This window comes from Escherichia sp. HH091_1A, from assembly GCF_030295175.1.
Classification (GTDB): domain Bacteria; phylum Pseudomonadota; class Gammaproteobacteria; order Enterobacterales; family Enterobacteriaceae; genus Escherichia; species Escherichia coli_F.
This window is the reverse complement of the sequence record NZ_AP025747.1, coordinates 4,375,462-4,392,991: the sequence shown is the minus strand read 5'-3', so window position 1 is coordinate 4,392,991 and position 17,530 is coordinate 4,375,462. Positions and strand designations below refer to the sequence as shown.

Below are 17,530 nucleotides of genomic sequence, written 5' to 3'. Positions count from 1 at the left end.
AACAAACCATCAACATTTTCTGCCCTTTTTCCCATCACCAGGCCATACTGATATTTTTCCTCGCACAAAGGACTCGGCATGAAACTCGTCGGTAGCTACACCAGCCCGTTTGTACGCAAACTTTCTATTCTGTTGTTAGAAAAGGGCATAACTTTCGAATTTATTAATGAACTGCCCTATAACGCGGACAACGGCGTGGCGCAATTTAACCCGTTAGGGAAAGTGCCGGTGCTGGTGACTGAAGAGGGCGAATGTTGGTTTGATTCGCCGATCATCGCTGAATATATTGAATTAATGAATGTCGCTCCGGCGATGTTGCCGCGCGATCCGCTGGAGTCGTTGCGGGTGCGCAAAATTGAGGCGCTGGCGGATGGCATTATGGATGCCGGGCTGGTATCAGTGCGTGAACAGGCGCGTCCGGCGGCGCAGCAGTCTGAAGATGAATTGTTACGCCAGCGGGAGAAAATCAACCGCAGTCTGGATGTGCTGGAAGGATATCTGGTCGATGGCACGCTCAAAACCGATACGGTCAATCTGGCGACTATCGCCATTGCCTGTGCCGTCGGATATCTCAATTTCCGCCGCGTTGCGCCAGGCTGGTGTGTCGACCGCCCACACTTAGTCAAACTGGTCGAAAACCTGTTTAGCCGCGAAAGTTTTGCCCGCACCGAACCGCCAAAGGCTTGATGCGCGATATGTCCTCCTGACCCATCTCACGTTACAATCCGTGGTTATGTTAAACGCCCTTCTCCGTGTGAGAGGGCCTTGATCAGCCAGGTTTCCTATGACAACCGAAACGCGTTCCCTCTATAGTCAACTTCCGGCTATTGATCGCTTATTGCGCGATAGCTCTTTCCTTTCTTTGCGTGATACCTATGGTCACACCCGCGTGGTGGAGTTGCTGCGTCAGATGCTTGACGAAGCGCGAGAAGTGATTCGTGACAGCCAGATGCTACCCGCGTGGTGTGAAAACTGGGCGCAAGAAGTTGATGCCCGGTTGACGAAAGAGGCGCAGAGCGCGCTGCGTCCGGTGATCAACCTGACGGGAACTGTGCTGCATACCAATCTTGGGCGAGCTTTACAGGCAGAAGCCGCGGTGGAAGCCGTTGCGCAGGCTATGCGTTCGCCAGTGACCCTCGAGTACGATCTGGACGACGCCGGACGCGGACATCGCGATCGGGCGCTGGCGCAGCTGCTGTGCCGCATTACGGGGGCGGAAGATGCCTGTATCGTTAATAACAATGCGGCGGCGGTCTTGTTGATGTTGGCGGCCACTGCCAGCGGGAAAGAGGTTGTGGTTTCTCGCGGCGAACTGGTGGAGATTGGCGGTGCGTTTCGTATTCCTGATGTCATGCGTCAGGCAGGCTGCACCCTACACGAAGTGGGGACCACCAACCGCACGCACGCTAATGATTATCGCCAGGCGGTGAATGAAAATACCGCGCTGTTGATGAAAGTACATACCAGTAACTACAGCATTCAGGGATTCACCAAAGCGATAGATGAAGCGGAACTGGTGGCGCTCGGCAAAGAGCTGGATGTTCCCGTAGTGACTGATTTAGGCAGTGGCTCGCTGGTTGATCTTAGCCAGTACGGTTTGCCGAAAGAGCCAATGCCGCAGGAGTTGATTGCGGCGGGCGTCAGTCTGGTGAGCTTCTCCGGCGACAAGCTGTTAGGCGGGCCGCAGGCAGGAATTATTGTTGGTAAAAAAGAGATGATCGCCCGCCTGCAAAGCCATCCACTGAAGCGTGCATTACGCGCGGATAAAATGACCCTCGCGGCGCTGGAAGCCACGTTGCGTCTTTATTTACACCCTGAGGCGCTGAGTGAAAAATTACCGACCCTGCGTCTGCTTACCCGCAGCGCAGAGGTCATTCAAATCCAGGCACAACGTTTACAGGCCCCCCTTGCCGCACATTACGGCGCGGAGTTTGCGGTACAGGTTATGCCATGTCTTTCGCAGATTGGCAGTGGTTCGCTGCCGGTTGATCGCCTGCCGAGCGCGGCATTAACGTTTACACCCCATGATGGACGCGGTAGCCACCTTGAGTCATTAGCCGCCCGCTGGCGTGAATTGCCAGTGCCGGTGATTGGTCGTATTTATGACGGACGATTGTGGCTGGATTTACGCTGCCTTGAAGATGAGCAACGGTTTTTGGAGATGTTGTTGAAATGATTATTGCGACTGCCGGACACGTTGACCACGGCAAAACAACCTTATTGCAGGCGATTACTGGCGTAAATGCCGACCGTCTGCCGGAAGAAAAAAAGCGCGGCATGACCATCGATCTCGGCTATGCCTACTGGCCGCAGCCGGATGGTCGTGTTCCGGGTTTTATCGACGTTCCCGGTCATGAAAAGTTTCTTTCCAACATGCTGGCGGGCGTCGGGGGTATCGATCACGCGCTGTTGGTGGTGGCGTGCGATGACGGCGTGATGGCACAGACTCGTGAGCATCTGGCGATTTTGCAGCTGACCGGTAACCCGATGCTGACAGTGGCGCTGACCAAAGCCGATCGCGTGGACGAAGCGCGTGTTGATGAGGTTGAACGCCAGGTAAAGGAGGTGCTGCGGGAATACGGTTTTGCTGAGGCAAAACTGTTTATCACCGCAGCAACCGAAGGCCGGGGAATTGATGCCCTGCGCGAGCATCTGCTTCAGTTACCAGAGCGTGAACACGCCAGCCAACATAGCTTCCGCCTCGCTATCGACCGTGCTTTTACCGTAAAAGGTGCCGGGCTGGTCGTCACCGGTACGGCGTTAAGTGGGGAAGTGAAGGTAGGCGATTCACTCTGGCTGACTGGTGTAAATAAACCGATGCGCGTGCGTGCGCTGCATGCGCAAAATCAGCCAACAAATGCAGCTCATGCCGGGCAGCGTATTGCGCTTAACATCGCGGGTGATGCGGAAAAAGAGCAGATTAACCGTGGCGACTGGCTGCTTGCCGATGCGCCGCCGGAGCCGTTCACACGGGTGATTGTCGAGCTTCAAACCCATACACCGCTGACCCAGTGGCAGCCGCTGCATATTCACCACGCCGCCAGCCACGTCACGGGACGCGTTTCGCTGCTGGAAGATAACCTTGCCGAGCTGGTGCTCGACACCCCGTTATGGCTGGCAGATAACGATCGCCTGGTGCTGCGCGATATCTCGGCCCGCAACACGCTGGCGGGGGCGCGCGTGGTGATGCTTAACCCGCCGCGTCGCGGTAAGCGTAAGCCGGAATATCTGCAATGGCTGGCGTCTCTTGCACGGGCGCAGAGCGATGCCGATGCGTTAGCTATTCATCTGGAACGCGGAGCGGTTAACCTTGCTGATTTCGCCTGGGCGCGCCAGCTCAACGGCGAAGGGATGCGTGAACTGCTGCAGCAACCGGGCTATATTCAGGCCGGTTACAGCTTGCTGAATGCACCGGTTGCCGCTCGTTGGCAGCGGAAAATTCTCGATACCCTGGCGACTTATCATGAGCAGCATCGCGATGAACCAGGTCCTGGGCGCGAGCGTCTGCGGCGCATGGCGTTGCCAATGGAAGATGAAGCGCTGGTGCTGTTGCTGATTGAAAAGATGCGCGAAAGCGGCGACATCCTCAGTCATCACGGTTGGCTGCATCTGCCGGATCATAAAGCGGGATTCAGCGAAGAGCAGCAGGCTATCTGGCAAAAAGCGGAGCCGCTGTTTGGTGACGAGCCGTGGTGGGTGCGTGACCTGGCAAAAGAGACGGGAACCGACGAGCAGGCAATGCGTTTGACGCTACGCCAGGCGGCCCAACAGGGGATAATCACTGCGATCGTCAAAGATCGTTATTACCGTAACGATCGGATTGTCGAGTTTGCCAATATGATCCGCGATCTCGATCAGGAATGTGGTTCAACCTGCGCGGCGGATTTCCGCGATCGCTTAGGCGTAGGCCGAAAGCTGGCAATTCAAATCCTGGAATATTTTGACCGCATTGGCTTTACGCGGCGTCGTGGAAATGATCATTTATTGCGCGACGCATTATTATTTCCGGAAAAATAAGGAAATGATTAATTAATTTTTAAAATAAATTAATACAAAATTCTTATGATTTTAAAAAAAGCACATTGTTTAATGAATACAATGTGCTTTTTATTAGATTAATTTTGATAATCAATAATACTGATCATATTTTCAAATGAAAATCCTCAGTAAGCTGCCCGCCCTTTTTTACACTTTCAGGAGTGTGTTATGGCAGCTTCAACCTTTTTTATTCCTTCCGTGAATGTTATCGGCGCTGATTCATTGAATGATGCAATGAATATGATGGCAGATTATGGATTTACCCGTACCTTAATTGTCACTGACAATATGTTAACGAAATTGGGTATGGCGGGCGATGTGCAAAAAGCACTGGAAGAGCGCAATATTTTTAGCGTTATTTATGATGGCACCCAGCCTAACCCAACCACGGAAAACGTCGCCGCAGGTTTGAAATTACTTAAAGAAAATAATTGCGATAGCGTAATATCCCTGGGCGGTGGTTCTCCGCACGACTGTGCAAAAGGTATTGCGCTGGTTGCAGCCAACGGCGGTGACATCCGCGATTATGAAGGCGTTGACCGCTCTGCAAAACCGCAGTTGCCGATGATCGCCATCAACACCACTGCGGGTACTGCATCAGAAATGACTCGTTTCTGCATCATCACCGACGAAGCTCGTCACATCAAAATGGCGATTGTTGATAAGCACGTGACTCCGCTGCTTTCTGTCAATGACTCCTCGCTGATGATCGGTATGCCGAAGTCACTGACCGCTGCAACGGGTATGGATGCCTTAACGCACGCTATCGAAGCGTATGTGTCTATTGCCGCCACGCCGATCACCGACGCTTGCGCACTGAAAGCGGTGACCATGATTGCCGAAAACCTGCCGTTAGCCGTTGAAGATGGCAGCAATGCTAAAGCGCGTGAAGCAATGGCTTACGCTCAATTCCTCGCTGGTATGGCATTCAACAACGCATCTCTGGGTTATGTTCATGCGATGGCGCACCAGCTGGGCGGTTTCTACAACCTGCCACACGGTGTATGTAATGCTGTTCTGCTGCCACACGTTCAGGTGTTCAACAGCAAAGTCGCTGCTGCGCGTCTGCGCGTCTGCGTGACTGTGCCGCTGCAATGGGCGTGAACGTGACAGGTAAAAACGACGCGAAAGGTGCTGAAGCCTGCATTAACGCCATCCGTGAACTGGCGAAGAAAGTGAATATCCCGGCAGGCTTGCGTGACCTGAACGTGAAAGAAGAAGATTTCGCGGTACTGGCGACCAATGCCCTGAAAGATGCCTGCGGCTTTACTAACCCGATTCAGGCAACTCACGAAGAAATTGTGGCGATTTATCGAGCGGCGATGTAATCATCATTCCCCCAATGGCTGGCTAATTGTCAGCCATTTTTTCAACTCTCTCAAAATTTGCGATTTTTGAGAGAGTTTTAGTTATCTCTGTAATCCTTGCCCGTAAATTCGTGATAGCCGTCGTAAAGCTATCACCAGCTGGCGAAGATTTCGCCAGTCACGTCTACCCTTGTTATACCTCACACCGCAAGGAGACGATCATGACCAATAATCCCCCTTCAGCACAGATTAAGCCCGGCGAGTATGGTTTCCCCCTCAAGTTAAAAGCCCGCTACGACAACTTTATTGGCGGCGAATGGGTAGCCCCTGCCGACGGCGAGTATTACCAGAACCTGACGCCGGTGACCGGGCAGCTACTGTGCGAAGTGGCGTCTTCGGGCAAACGAGACATCGATCTGGCGCTGGATGCTGCGCATAAAGTGAAAGATAAATGGGCGCATACTTCGGTGCAGGATCGCGCGGCGATTCTGTTTAAGATTGCCGATCGAATGGAGCAGAACCTCGAACTTTTAGCGACGGCTGAAACCTGGGATAACGGCAAACCCATTCGCGAAACCAGTGCTGCTGATGTACCGCTGGCGATTGACCACTTCCGCTATTTCGCCTCGTGTATTCGGGCGCAGGAAGGCGGTATTAGCGAAGTGGATAGCGAAACCGTGGCTTATCACTTCCACGAACCGTTAGGCGTGGTGGGGCAGATTATCCCGTGGAACTTCCCGCTGTTGATGGCGAGCTGGAAAATGGCTCCCGCGCTGGCGGCGGGCAACTGTGTGGTGCTGAAACCCGCACGTCTTACCCCGCTTTCTGTACTGCTGCTAATGGAAATCGTTGGTGATTTACTGCCGCCGGGCGTGGTGAACGTGGTTAACGGCGCTGGTGGGGAAATTGGCGAATATCTGGCGACCTCGAAACGCATCGCCAAAGTGGCGTTTACCGGCTCAACGGAAGTGGGCCAACAAATTATGCAGTACGCCACGCAAAATATTATTCCGGTAACCCTGGAACTGGGCGGCAAGTCGCCAAATATCTTCTTTGCTGATGTGATGGATGAAGAAGATGCCTTTTTCGATAAAGCGCTGGAAGGCTTTGCACTGTTTGCTTTTAACCAGGGCGAAGTTTGCACCTGTCCAAGTCGTGCCTTAGTGCAGGAGTCAATCTACGAACGCTTTATGGAGCGCGCCATCCGCCGTGTCGAAAGCATTCGCAGCGGTAACCCGCTCGATAGCGTGACGCAAATGGGGGCGCAGGTTTCTCACGGGCAACTGGAAACCATCCTCAATTACATTGATATCGGTAAAAAAGAGGGTGCTGACGTGCTCACCGGTGGGCGGCGCAAGCTGCTGGAAGGCGAACTGAAAGACGGCTACTACCTCGAACCGACGATTCTGTTTGGTCAGAATAATATGCGCGTGTTCCAGGAAGAAATTTTTGGTCCGGTGCTGGCGGTAACCACCTTCAAAACGATGGATGAGGCGCTGGAGCTGGCGAACGACACGCAATATGGCCTGGGGGCTGGTGTCTGGAGCCGCAACGGTAATCTGGCCTATAAGATGGGGCGCGGTATTCAGGCAGGGCGCGTGTGGACCAACTGTTATCACGCTTACCCGGCACATGCGGCGTTTGGCGGCTACAAACAATCAGGTATCGGCCGTGAAACCCACAAGATGATGCTGGAGCATTACCAGCAAACCAAGTGCCTGCTGGTGAGCTACTCGGATAAACCGTTGGGGCTGTTCTGATGTGAAAGGCAGGCAACGTTAATAGTTGTCTGCCTTTGTTTTAGTTGTAAAAAGCGGCAGTCGCTTTTAACTCATCGCTGAAAGAATAAATATCATCGAGAGATTCAATAGGATGGCGGGTTTCGTTTTTCTCTAAGTCAAATAAACCAATATATTTTTGATTTCGATTGAAATGTAATCTACAGAGTGGCTTTCGATTATTATCATCTACAAGTATACCAAAATAGCTTTTTGTATCTCTGTGGACTATTCGTGGTGCATCAAGCACTACGCGGACTATAGCTTTAACAATATGAAATCCTTCAAGTTCCTCCATAGTAGTGGCAATATCGGTTTCTTCTTTATTAATACATTCTACTTCCTCATTGTGTGAATTCGAATCAATTACAGATAATGACCCACCACCTATTGCCGATTTCAATCTTTCGTTTATTTGAGAGTTAATATATTGATTGGCAGCTTTCTTTGTTAATTTTGCAAACGTATCTTTTACCTTTTGTGTTAACATACCTTCATAAATTCTTGCTGCAAAGAATTTTACAAAATCCTCTTCAGGATTATTCATTTGTGCATGGAGAACTTTTTTAATTAAACTAACATATTTTAATTCACCTGCAGTATTAATTATTGATTCCAAATCAAATGCTGATTTAGTAAGCTTCTTTATCTCGGGAACAACTGTTTCGTCTAAGTCAAGTAGATCTATCTCAAGAAATGGTTTTTCATCCATTTTATTAGGTGCTTCTAAATCAGTAAAAAATTTATAAACTTGTCCATTGGTTAGAATAGATATTCTTGCATTTGTTACATGAAAGTATCGAAAAAGCTGTGAAGCATGATTTATATTTAGAGGATCGCCAATTTTTTTGCATTCAATGAGAATCTGAACCTCGCTATTTTTTAAGATTGCATAGTCAATCTTTTCACCTTTCTTCGTTCCAATATCGCATACAAACTCTGGGATAACTTCGGTAGGATCAAAGACATCATAACCTAACACATTGTTAATGAACGGCATTACGAAAGCATTTTTGGTAGCTTCCTCCGTTTCAATGACTCCGGCTTGTTGTTTTATTTTTGCGGATAATGAATTCAGCTTATCTATAAACTCCATAGACATTATAACTCCTTTTATATATATTTAATAAAAATGCGTTTGATAAAAATATAGAAAATATTTATATATTAACGCCTTATCATTGGTCATAGTTAATGTATAACACACAAAAAATAGTGTTTGCATATTGTAAATACAATGGTGAAACAAACTTGATATTTATCAAGAAAATAAAACAATGTCTTTTATTGGTTGTTTTAAACGTTCAATGAATACGAGTTGGAGCTATAGCAAGACTAGCTTCGATATCGCATGGATAATCTAATACAGATTTTTTAACACCTAATACTATGAGTTATATGTAAATTGCGAGCATCCTCACATCTTTTCAACAAGTTACTGCACACCGTTATTCTCCTTCCGAGCGGCATTCCTGAGTCAACTTTATCCCCCTGACGGCCCATATAAATCGCGCTATCGTGATTGTTATCGCTAATTGTGTGTGTATCGTGTGTATAATCATGGAAGGGCAGGGATGTGAAAAGTGCAGACCTGATCGCTATCCTGAAGCAGCATGGCTGGGAACATATTCGAACCCGTGGCAGTCATCATCAGTTCCGCCACCCTGTTCATCCGGGTCTGGTGACGGTTCCGCACCCTAAAAAAGATATTAAGCCCGGTACGCTGGCGCAAATTGGGCGTCAGGCTGGTTTAACATTTTAAAATTTCAGGAGGCAATATGTTTTATCCCGCCTATATCCACAGTGATCCTGACGGCAGCGCCAGCGGTTTTTTCCCTGATGTTCCAGGCTGTTATTTTGCTGGTGATACGCTGGACAACGCTTTCCAGGATGCGCGAAGTGCACTGGTCGCGCACTTCGAAACCTTATGCGAGATGAATGAAGAGTTGCCGCTTCCAGGCTCTGTGGAAACACATCCGGTCCAGCGTGCGCAGGACTTTATTGGCGGGCAATGGTTGCTGGTGGATATCAATATGAATCAGTTCGAAGGTCGGGCTGAACGTATCAATATTACGATGCCAAAAAGATTACTGAACAAGATTGATACCTACGTGCGCAATAACCCAGACTATGCCAACAGAAGTGCGTTTCTGGCGGAAGCTGCCCGGCGTGTATTGCCGGGCGTTTAATCTCGCGTTTCGATGGTTGGCGGGCAACCGCACCGATATGTTGATACTGATAAGACGCGTTAAGCGTCGCATCATGCGCTGGTTTCCTCATTCACCCAGATCCGCATTTCGCCTTCACCCCGGTTAGCCCAGCTAAACCACGGGATAAATGTCAGAGTTTGCGGCTGGCGTTTGGCTGGCGCGCTGTCGTAATGCCACAGCGGTTGCTGCTCTGGATTGCTCTGTTCATACCGGTAACCCGGTGCCTGGATTAAGATCTTATGGCGGAACAATCCATTACCTTCAAATGTCGTAAATGGCGCATCGGTGGGCAGCCACAGATTATGCAGTGACTCGCCGTTGTCGGCCTGTTCCAGGCAATACACCAGCGGGCCGCGCTGAATCGCCACTTTTCCGGCGACGTGACGCACCAGCGGGTTACCGTAAACGCGACGTACCGGCATTGGCAACGTCAGATTCAGCGTGTCGCCCTCCTGCCATTCGCGGGTAATGTGCAAATACCCTTTACGAATATCCTGCTCGACCTCTTCCCCATTCAATGTAATCTGCGGCTGTGTGCACCAGTCCGGCAGACGTAAAGCCAGCGTATGACGCACCGGCTGGGGCGATTCAACCGCAATTGTCACCTGTTCCTGCCACGGATAGTTTCCGCTAACCCGCAGACGCAGCGTGCCATTTTCTACCGGCACTTCCATGCTGTTTCCTGCGTAGATGTTGATATACAACGCATCTTCACGCGGCGTGTAGAGATAATGACCAATCGAGATTAGCACGCGGGCGATATTTGGCGGACAACAAGCGCAACCAAACCAACGCTGGCGGATCGGCTTAACGTGATCGTAGATATGGTTGAATTTCAGCGATTTTGGATGTACTTCCAGCGGATTCACATAGAAGAAATGTTTGCCATCCAGCGCCATGCCGCCGAGCACGGTGTTGTACAGTGCGCGCTCCATCACATCGGCATATTGACTGTCGCCTTCCATTTCCAGCATTCGCCGGGCGAACATCATCAGGCCGATGGAAGCACAGCTTTCGGCGTATACCGTGTCATTCGGCAGATCGTAATCGCTGCTGAACGCTTCGCCGCTGCTTTGTGAGCCAATGCCGCCGGTAATATATAACTGACGCTGGGCCATATTGTTCCACAGCCGCAGGCAGTCCTGACGCTTGCTTTCATCGTGACTTAAACGCGCCAGATGCGCGACGCCGGTCATCAGGTAGACAAAACGTACCGCGTGACCAATGGCGGTTTGCTGCTGTGCGATGGGCAAATGTGCCTGGCTGTAGGCTTTGTCTTTCACCATCCACGCCGGGCCGTAGGTGTGCCAGTGCGAGGTCTGCCCGCGCTTTTCATATTCCTGGTCGTAATAGTGCGGTTGCGCACCACGCTGTTCGACAAAATAGTTCGTCAGCGCCAGGTAGCGCGGCTCTTCGGTCACTTCATACAGGCGCATTAGTGCCAGTTCAATTTCCGGGTGACCAGGATAACCGTGTAACTTACTTTCACCTGGACCAAATACGCTGTCGATATGATCGGCCAGACGGCAAACCACTTCCAGCAAGCGCCGCTTGCCCGTGGCCTGGAAGAAGGCGACTCCGGCTTCAATCAGATGACCGGCGCAGTAAAGTTCATGACACTCCGCCAGATTGCTCCAGCGTTCTTCGGGCGCTTTTACCGTAAAGTAAGTATTGAGATAGCCATCTTCGCACTGGGCGGAAGCGACCAGTTCGATTACCTCGTCAGCAGTTTTTTCCAGTTCGGCATCCGCCTTCTGGCACAGCGACCAGGCTACCGCTTCCAGCCATTTGGCGACGTCGCTGTCCTGAAACACCATCCCGTAAAATTCACCGTCTTGCAGTCCTGCGGCAATGCGAAAGTTTTCAATCGCATGGCTGGGTTCCGCTTCTGGGATACGATCGTTCAAGGCATCCCACTGATAAGGAATCACCACGTCGCGGACCTGTTGTTGGTACTGACCGAGGAACGGATCGCTGACCGTCAGTTTATGCAGATCGACTTCCGAAATGTTCATCTTGTGCTCCTTAAGGCTGTACATGACGCTGACGCAGGTCGCTAGCAATGCGTGACATCATAGGGTTATTGAGTTTGCAAAAGCGGATCGCCATCGCCAGCAGCAGGTGGAACAGCGCAGGCAGCAATGTTTCCATCGCCGCGATCCCGCCAAGCGAACTGGCGGTCTGGTTTTCCACGCCTGGCTGGTAGGCGACAAAAATAAACAGCAGGCTGATGATCCCGGCGCTGGAGGCCCAGGCCAGCTTGATGAAAAAGAGATTGAAGGCGAAGTTCATGCCGGAAGAACGTACGCGGGTTTTCCACTCGCCGTAGTCATCGGCAAAGGCCATCAATGAGAAGTGCAATGGCAATGTGAAGCCAAGAATCACGCCATTACCAAGGATCACCGCCAGCCACAGCGTTTGATAAGCCGGGCCAGAAGGCAGGAACCACATCAACACCGCCAGCGCGGCGAGGAGCAGGTTGGTGTAGTAGTAAATTTTGACGGTATCGAAACGTCGCGTTAACGGGCTGACAATCACCGAGCCGATAATGGAGGCGAAGGTGACCATAGTGAAGAACAGCGACGTGTAGCCCGTACTGCCTTGTAAGACGTAGGTAATGAAGTACATATACCCACCGCCGCGAATATTAAAGACGTTAATCAGCAGGAAAGACATGACCAGCATCAGCAGCAGTTGGTCGTTGTTTCGCAGCCCGGCAAGATGTTCGCGCAGGGTAAATTTCCCCATTGTGGAGAGTGGCACCCGTTCACGAACCCAGAAGAAACAGCACAGGAACATCACCACAGCGATGGCGCACAGCAAGCCGACGCCCAGTTGATAGCCGCGCGCGGCATTACCCTGACCGAAGAGATCTACCATCCACGGCAGGCCAACCGAAACCAGAAATCCCGCTACGCCGCAGAGAACGAATCGCCAGGACTGGCAGGAGATCACTTCATTGTGGCGGGTGGTCATGGTGTTGATCAGCGCGCAGTACGGCACGTTAATGGCGGTATAACCGACTGAAAGGAGCAGGTAAGTGCCGAACGCCCAGGCGATTTTTACTCCCATGCTGGCATCTGGCACGGTGAACGTCAGGATGCCGATAATGCCGATGGGAATGGCAATCCACAACTGCCACGGACGAAAGCGCCCCCAGCGACTTTGCGTCCGGTCGGCAATGACGCCCATCACCGGGTCGGAGATGGCATCAAACACGCGTAGTGCAATAAACAGTGTGCCAACCAGTGCAGGAGTTAAACCAAAAACATCGGTGTAGAAAAAAGTAAGAAAGTTCATGATCAGGCAGGTTATGACGGTACCGCCTGCGTCACCCAGGCCGTAGCCTATTTTTTCCCGTACAGATAACGCATCGTCAATTTTACCTTTAGCGATATCAGCGGTAGTAATCGGTGTAGAGGTCATAGATATTCCTCGTGCATAGGGAGCAATTTTTAGTTTTATTGAAATGACATGATTAATTCTGCCGTGAACGGGAATATCAACAAGGCGAGAAAAGAGTAAAAAAAGGTGACGATTCCGACCTGAATTTAAAAGTGTGAATTGGATCAGGTGAAATTAATGTTTTTGATTAATAATCAAAAGGTAATGTGTTTAATCATTAATGAATAAGCGGGAAATTACATATCAATGCTCGAATTATCCATGACGTTACCGATTAAAGTGCAAAATGGTGGATTATTTATTTCCCGTGGCGTAGGGAGGCATCCGGCAAGGCGGCTGGAGTCATGGGAAATTATCTTTGTCGAAAAAGGTCGATTAGCGATTCAGGAAGAAGAGCGGATATTTCTGGTCGATGCGGGAGAGAGTTTATTACTCTGGCCGAACCGACAGCATGTTGGGGTAGAGGATTTTCCCGCCGATCTCAAATTTTACTGGCTACATTTTGAGGTTAAAGCGCCGGATAGCGACCCGCGCTGGCTCACTCATCTTAGCGTGCCGCAACAAACGAAGGTTGCCGATCCGCAGGCGCTGGTGGCCCTGTTTCGCCAGTTCTTAAGCGAACAGGAAAAGCATCAACGCACTCCGGCGCTGGAGTTTATTGTGCTGCTGATTTTGCAGCAACTCACCCGTGACGCGCGTCTTGATGAACAGGCCGATGCCGCAGGTACCACGCTTGCCTGGAAAGCGCAGAAACTGATCCGCACGCAATATCATCGCCCGCTTTCCACGGCGCTTTTAGCCCGCGAGCTGTACTGCAATGCCGATTATCTTGGGCGCGTCTATCGGCGGGTGTTTCATCTGACGTTAACAGAAGCAATCCACCGCCAGCGAGTGCGCGAAGCCGAAAAGCTGTTAATTAGCGAAGCGCGATCGCTCACGGAAGTGGCGGCGTTGTGCGGGTTTAATGACGTTGGCTATTTCCGACAGATTTTTCGCAAACACACCGGTTTAACGCCAGCTGCGTGGAAGCGACGTTACAGCAAGGAACATATCAATTCGTAGTGCCGGGGCAATGAAGCCCCGGCGTGAGAGATTACTGCCCGTAATAGGCATTGGCCCCATGCTTACGCAGGTAGTGCTTATCCAGCAGTTCGTTTTGCATCGCAGGGAGCTGTGGCGCAAGCTGGCGCGAGAACAGGCCCATATAGGCGCACTCTTCGAGTACCACGGCATTATGCACCGCATCGGCGGCGTTATTGCCCCAGGCGAACGGACCGTGAGAATGCACCAGTACCGCCGGGATTTGTGCCGGACTCCTGCCGCGTTCTTCGAAAGTTTCAATGATCACTTCGCCGGTCTGATATTCATATTCGCCGTTAATCTCCTCTACGGTCATCTGTCGCGTGCAGGGGATGGCACCATAGAAATAATCGGCGTGCGTGGTGCCCCAGGCGGGGAGATCCAGCCCGGCCTGTGACCAGATGGTGGCGTGGCGCGAGTGGGTATGCACAATGCCACCGATTTCGGCATAGCGACGGTAAAGCGCCAGATGCGTTGGCGTATCGGACGAGGGCTTTTTGCTACCTTCCACCACCTTGCCGCTGGCTATCTCAACCACCACCATATCGTCGGCGGTCATCACGTCGTACTCGACGCCGGAAGGTTTGATTACCATCCATTGCCGCGTTTCGTCTACCGCGCTGACATTGCCCCAGGTGAACGTCACCAGATGGTGAGCGGGAAGCGCCAGATTTGCCGCCAGTACGTCGGCTTTCAATCGCTCTAACATATAAATCCGGCCTCCTGCATACGCGCTTCAATCCAGCGCCGCGCCTGAATAATCTCCAGCACCGGCTCATTGGCTTTTTCGGTCCACATCTCAATCAGGAAAGAACCGCGATAGTTCAGTTCATGCAGCGTTTTGAAGATACCAACGAAATCGACGCAGCCTTCGCCAAACTGCACGTCGCGGAACTGTCCGGGGCTATGCTCGGTAACTGGTTGGGTATCTTTTAGGTGGATGGCGGCGATACGGTCAATGCCCAGTTTCAGTTCAGCGGGAACATCATTGCCCCAGGCGCTAAGGTTGCCGACGTCCGGGTAGACGGTGAACCACGGCGAGGCGAGCATCTCGTCCCACTTTTTCCATTTGCTGATGGAGTTCATAAACGAGGTATCCATAATCTCCACCGCCAGCATTACTTGTGATGCCGCCGCCTGTTCGACAGCCCACGTCAGCCCTTCAGCAAAACGTTGCCGGGTACCTTCGTCATGGTCTTCGTAATAGACGTCGTAGCCCGCCAGTTGAATGGTGCGAATACCGAGATCGCGCGCCAGATGAATTGCTTTGCTCATGATCTCCAGTGCTCGCTGGCGTACCGCGTCGTCACGGCTACCAAAGGGAAAACGACGATGTGCGGACAGGCACATCGACGGGATCCCAACACCCGTTTCGATCATCGCGGCAACCAGCGAAGTCCTTTGTGCGGCGCTCCAGTCAAGGCGCGACAGACGCTCGTCGGTTTCATCCACCGACATTTCGACAAAATCAAAACCGCAGCTTTTTGCCAGCACCAGCCGCTCCGGCCAGGAGAGATCTTTCGCCAGCGCTTTTTCATAAATCCCTAACGGATGATTACGCACGCGCGCCTCCCCAGATAGCGTCGATTTGCGCATGGAAGTCGGCAGCTACCTGTGCCGGATTTGCTGCGCCTGCCAGTGCTCGTCCGGCAATAAATGCCTTCACGCGGATATCTTTAAACAGCGGCAGGTCAGCAGGCGTAATCCCGCCGGTAATGGAAAGCTCAAGGCCGATATCGGAAAGCGCCTTCATGCGTGCCAGATCGGCTTCGCCCCACTGTTGCCCGCTGGCTTGCGCGTCACGGCCACGATGATAAATGGCCTGCCGCACGCCAATACGATGCCAGTCGCGGGCGTCGTCCAGCGTCCAGTTACCAAAAAGCTCTATCTGGATTTCACCACCGCAGCGTTGCGCCATTGCGTGGCCTTTTTCTACCGTCGCGAGCGGCGCAGCGCAGATGATGGTCATCCAGTTAGCGCCTGCGCCAAACGCCTGTTGCGCGAGCGTTTCACCAGCATCGGCGACCTTCCAGTCAGCAACGATGATTTTGTCCGGGCACTGTTCGCGCAAGGCTTTCACCGCGCCAAGCCCTTCGTTTAAACAGAGAATGGTGCCAGCTTCGACGATATCGACGCTGTCTTTTAACAGCGCAACGTCGCGCTGTGCGGCTTCAAGTGATGAGTGGTCGAGGGCCAGTTGCAGAAGTGGTCTGCTCATAATGTGTTCTCCTTAACGCGGGCATGAAAGCCCTGTAGTGCGGCAATGAGGTGCTGATAGCGTTGGTATTTTTGTTGGTAAAGCTGATGGGCGGTCATATCCGGTAACAGGGTGCGCACCGGGTGCTGTTGATCGCGCTGGGCTTCGCTGAAATCGCGATAAACACCTGTGCCGACGCGGGCGGCAAGCGCCGCGCCAAAACAGCCGGTTTCTTCCACCTGCGGCAGTTCGATACGTAAGCCGCTGACGTCCGCCAGCATTTGCATCCAGACATCGGAGTGCGCCGGGCCACCAGTCACGCGCAGGGTGTGAACATCAGTAAAACGTTCGCGCATCCGGTTGAGATGGGTCATATGGCAGAACACCACCCCTTCATAGATGGCCTGCAACAGGTGTGCGCGGGTGTGAATGGCCTGCATCCCGTAGAAACCGCTGGTCATCTCGAGTCCGGCGTTGCTGCCGTACAGGAACGGCAGGAAAAAGAGATCGTCACCGGCTTTCGGTAAGCTGGCAACAGCCTGGTTGATCTCTGCAAACGAGATTTCTCCCCACTGCGCGGTAAACCATTCGAGATTGCCGGAAGAGGTAGGGCTGGCTTCGTGAACGATAAATTCACCGTCGTTAACGTAGCGGCCATAGACATACGGATGCGCTTCACCGCCACCTAAACCGCGGGTTATGCCGCTGGTCACCGCCCAGGTGCCCATTACCGCATTGAGGGTAAATTCGTCTTCGATTCCGGCGCAGAGTGCGGTAGAAACCACATCAAACAGGCCGCCGACAACGGGCGTACCCGCTTTCAGACCGGTCAGTGCGGCTGTCTGAGCGGTGATTTCCCCGCAGATTTCGGCAGATCCAACAACAGGCGGCAGGGCGTGATTGATTTCACTGATCCCCAGCCAGTCGGTGAGGCACGGGTCATATTCCCCGCGACTCATGTTGTAGAGATTGGATTCGGAAATATTGCTCTCTTCACAACCTTTGACGCCGGTTAAACACCAACGCAGGTAGTCGTGCGTCATCATCACGCAGCCAATTTGCGCGTAGCGTTCTGGTTCGTGCACTTTCAGCCAGCGTAACAGCGACACCGGATGCCCGGTCCACAAGGTTTGTCGGGTCAGCGGGTAGAGTTTTTCCGGGATGTTATCTTCCTGCCAGCGACGAACGATTTCCATCGCCCGGCGATCCGAGGACAAAATGGCGTTACCGAGCGGCTTGTCGTTTTTATCCAGCAAAAACAAGCCCTTTCCCTGTGCGGAGATACCGATGCCGACAATTTGCTCTCCGCTAACGCTGGAATGGGTAAGCAGGGCGCGAATGACAGCCATGCAGCATTGCCACAGTTCTTCTATATCGCGCTCTGCCCAGCCTGGCTGCGGGCTTAATGCGCACAGCTGCAGGCGCTGCACGCCTGCCTCCCGGCCTTCGCGGTCATACAGTCCGGCTTTTAGCCAGCTTCCGCCACAATCTAACCCCAGCCAGTATTGCGTCATG

At 52.1% G+C, this 17,530-nt stretch carries 14 protein-coding genes and 1 pseudogene; 8 read left to right on the top strand and 7 right to left on the bottom strand.

Features of this window, described 5'->3' with window-relative positions; translation table 11 throughout:
• Positions 1-78: 78 nt before the first annotated feature.
• From QUF14_RS21985 to aldB, 5 genes and pseudogenes are all read left to right on the top strand, one after another.
• On the top strand, positions 79-687 hold the full coding sequence (locus QUF14_RS21985) for a glutathione S-transferase (RefSeq protein ID WP_000779792.1): 609 nt from the start codon (positions 79-81) through the stop codon (positions 685-687).
• A 97-nt stretch (positions 688-784) separates the two neighbouring features.
• Positions 785-2,176, top strand: a complete 1,392-nt coding sequence (gene selA, locus QUF14_RS21980; RefSeq protein WP_000206235.1) for an L-seryl-tRNA(Sec) selenium transferase — start codon at positions 785-787, stop codon at positions 2,174-2,176.
• Positions 2,173-4,017, top strand: coding sequence for a selenocysteine-specific translation elongation factor (gene selB, locus QUF14_RS21975; RefSeq protein WP_000582461.1), 1,845 nt, complete (start codon positions 2,173-2,175; stop codon positions 4,015-4,017). The genes selA and selB overlap by 4 nt, the downstream gene beginning before the upstream one ends.
• Before the next feature lie 189 nt (positions 4,018-4,206).
• Positions 4,207-5,366: pseudogene (yiaY, locus tag QUF14_RS21970) on the top strand (L-threonine dehydrogenase).
• A gap of 200 nt (positions 5,367-5,566) precedes the next feature.
• A complete protein-coding gene (gene aldB / locus QUF14_RS21965) occupies positions 5,567-7,105 on the top strand; it encodes an aldehyde dehydrogenase AldB (protein ID WP_000183976.1) in 1,539 nt (512 codons plus the stop codon).
• 40 nt (positions 7,106-7,145) lie between these two features.
• On the opposite strand, the gene QUF14_RS21960 is transcribed toward aldB, so the two are convergent.
• Positions 7,146-8,225: a type I restriction endonuclease gene (locus QUF14_RS21960; protein WP_000061478.1), complete on the bottom strand. Its 1,080-nt coding sequence runs from the start codon at positions 8,223-8,225 to the stop codon at positions 7,146-7,148.
• Between the two features lie 474 nt (positions 8,226-8,699).
• On the opposite strand from QUF14_RS21960, the gene QUF14_RS21955 reads away from it, so the two are divergent.
• Complete coding sequence (locus QUF14_RS21955; RefSeq protein ID WP_000833469.1) at positions 8,700-8,885, top strand: type II toxin-antitoxin system HicA family toxin; 186 nt, start codon at positions 8,700-8,702, stop codon at positions 8,883-8,885.
• 16 nt (positions 8,886-8,901) lie between these two features.
• Positions 8,902-9,312 (top strand): type II toxin-antitoxin system HicB family antitoxin, encoded by a 411-nt coding sequence (locus QUF14_RS21950; protein WP_100734040.1) that lies wholly within the window; start codon positions 8,902-8,904, stop codon positions 9,310-9,312.
• Positions 9,313-9,383: 71 nt separating this feature from the next.
• On the opposite strand, the gene QUF14_RS21945 is transcribed toward QUF14_RS21950, so the two are convergent.
• The gene (locus QUF14_RS21945; protein WP_100734041.1) at positions 9,384-11,348 is read right to left on the bottom strand and encodes a glycoside hydrolase family 127 protein; all 1,965 of its coding nucleotides are present in this window, start codon (positions 11,346-11,348) and stop codon (positions 9,384-9,386) included.
• A 10-nt stretch (positions 11,349-11,358) separates the two neighbouring features.
• Positions 11,359-12,759 carry an MFS transporter gene (locus QUF14_RS21940; protein ID WP_286333082.1) on the bottom strand — a complete coding sequence of 467 codons (1,401 nt, stop codon included), beginning with the start codon at positions 12,757-12,759 and terminating at the stop codon, positions 11,359-11,361.
• Positions 12,760-12,984: 225 nt separating this feature from the next.
• Between QUF14_RS21940 and QUF14_RS21935 the strand changes: the two genes are divergently transcribed.
• Positions 12,985-13,800, top strand: a complete 816-nt coding sequence (locus QUF14_RS21935; protein WP_000891823.1) for an AraC family transcriptional regulator — start codon at positions 12,985-12,987, stop codon at positions 13,798-13,800.
• A gap of 31 nt (positions 13,801-13,831) precedes the next feature.
• Here the strand turns inward: QUF14_RS21935 and araD are convergent, their stop codons facing one another.
• The 4 genes from araD to lyxK are packed head-to-tail and all read right to left on the bottom strand — an operon-like array spanning position 13,832 to position 17,529.
• The gene (gene araD / locus QUF14_RS21930; protein WP_000893496.1) at positions 13,832-14,527 is read right to left on the bottom strand and encodes an L-ribulose-5-phosphate 4-epimerase; all 696 of its coding nucleotides are present in this window, start codon (positions 14,525-14,527) and stop codon (positions 13,832-13,834) included.
• A complete protein-coding gene (locus QUF14_RS21925) occupies positions 14,521-15,381 on the bottom strand; it encodes an L-ribulose-5-phosphate 3-epimerase (RefSeq protein WP_024212237.1) in 861 nt (286 codons plus the stop codon). The genes araD and QUF14_RS21925 overlap by 7 nt, the downstream gene beginning before the upstream one ends.
• A complete protein-coding gene (ulaD, locus tag QUF14_RS21920; protein ID WP_000089465.1) occupies positions 15,374-16,036 on the bottom strand; it encodes a 3-keto-L-gulonate-6-phosphate decarboxylase UlaD in 663 nt (220 codons plus the stop codon). Before ulaD ends, QUF14_RS21925 begins: the two co-directional genes overlap by 8 nt.
• On the bottom strand, positions 16,033-17,529 hold the full coding sequence (gene lyxK / locus QUF14_RS21915; RefSeq protein WP_000196118.1) for an L-xylulokinase: 1,497 nt from the start codon (positions 17,527-17,529) through the stop codon (positions 16,033-16,035). Before lyxK ends, ulaD begins: the two co-directional genes overlap by 4 nt.
• Position 17,530: the final 1 nt, after the last annotated feature.

Excerpts from the sequence above, each read along its gene's own strand:
- QUF14_RS21985 (WP_000779792.1), top strand. The coding sequence starts at position 79 with ATGAAACTCGTCGGTAGCTACACCAGCCCGTTTGTACGCAAACTTTCT.
- selA (WP_000206235.1), top strand. The coding sequence starts at position 785 with ATGACAACCGAAACGCGTTCCCTCTATAGTCAACTTCCGGCTATTGAT.
- selB (WP_000582461.1), top strand. The coding sequence starts at position 2,173 with ATGATTATTGCGACTGCCGGACACGTTGACCACGGCAAAACAACCTTA.
- aldB (WP_000183976.1), top strand. The coding sequence starts at position 5,567 with ATGACCAATAATCCCCCTTCAGCACAGATTAAGCCCGGCGAGTATGGT.
- QUF14_RS21960 (WP_000061478.1), bottom strand. The coding sequence starts at position 8,225 with ATGTCTATGGAGTTTATAGATAAGCTGAATTCATTATCCGCAAAAATA.
- QUF14_RS21950 (WP_100734040.1), top strand. The coding sequence starts at position 8,902 with ATGTTTTATCCCGCCTATATCCACAGTGATCCTGACGGCAGCGCCAGC.
- QUF14_RS21945 (WP_100734041.1), bottom strand. The coding sequence starts at position 11,348 with ATGAACATTTCGGAAGTCGATCTGCATAAACTGACGGTCAGCGATCCG.
- QUF14_RS21940 (WP_286333082.1), bottom strand. The coding sequence starts at position 12,759 with ATGACCTCTACACCGATTACTACCGCTGATATCGCTAAAGGTAAAATT.
- QUF14_RS21935 (WP_000891823.1), top strand. The coding sequence starts at position 12,985 with ATGCTCGAATTATCCATGACGTTACCGATTAAAGTGCAAAATGGTGGA.
- araD (WP_000893496.1), bottom strand. The coding sequence starts at position 14,527 with ATGTTAGAGCGATTGAAAGCCGACGTACTGGCGGCAAATCTGGCGCTT.
- ulaD (WP_000089465.1), bottom strand. The coding sequence starts at position 16,036 with ATGAGCAGACCACTTCTGCAACTGGCCCTCGACCACTCATCACTTGAA.
- lyxK (WP_000196118.1), bottom strand. The coding sequence starts at position 17,529 with ATGACGCAATACTGGCTGGGGTTAGATTGTGGCGGAAGCTGGCTAAAA.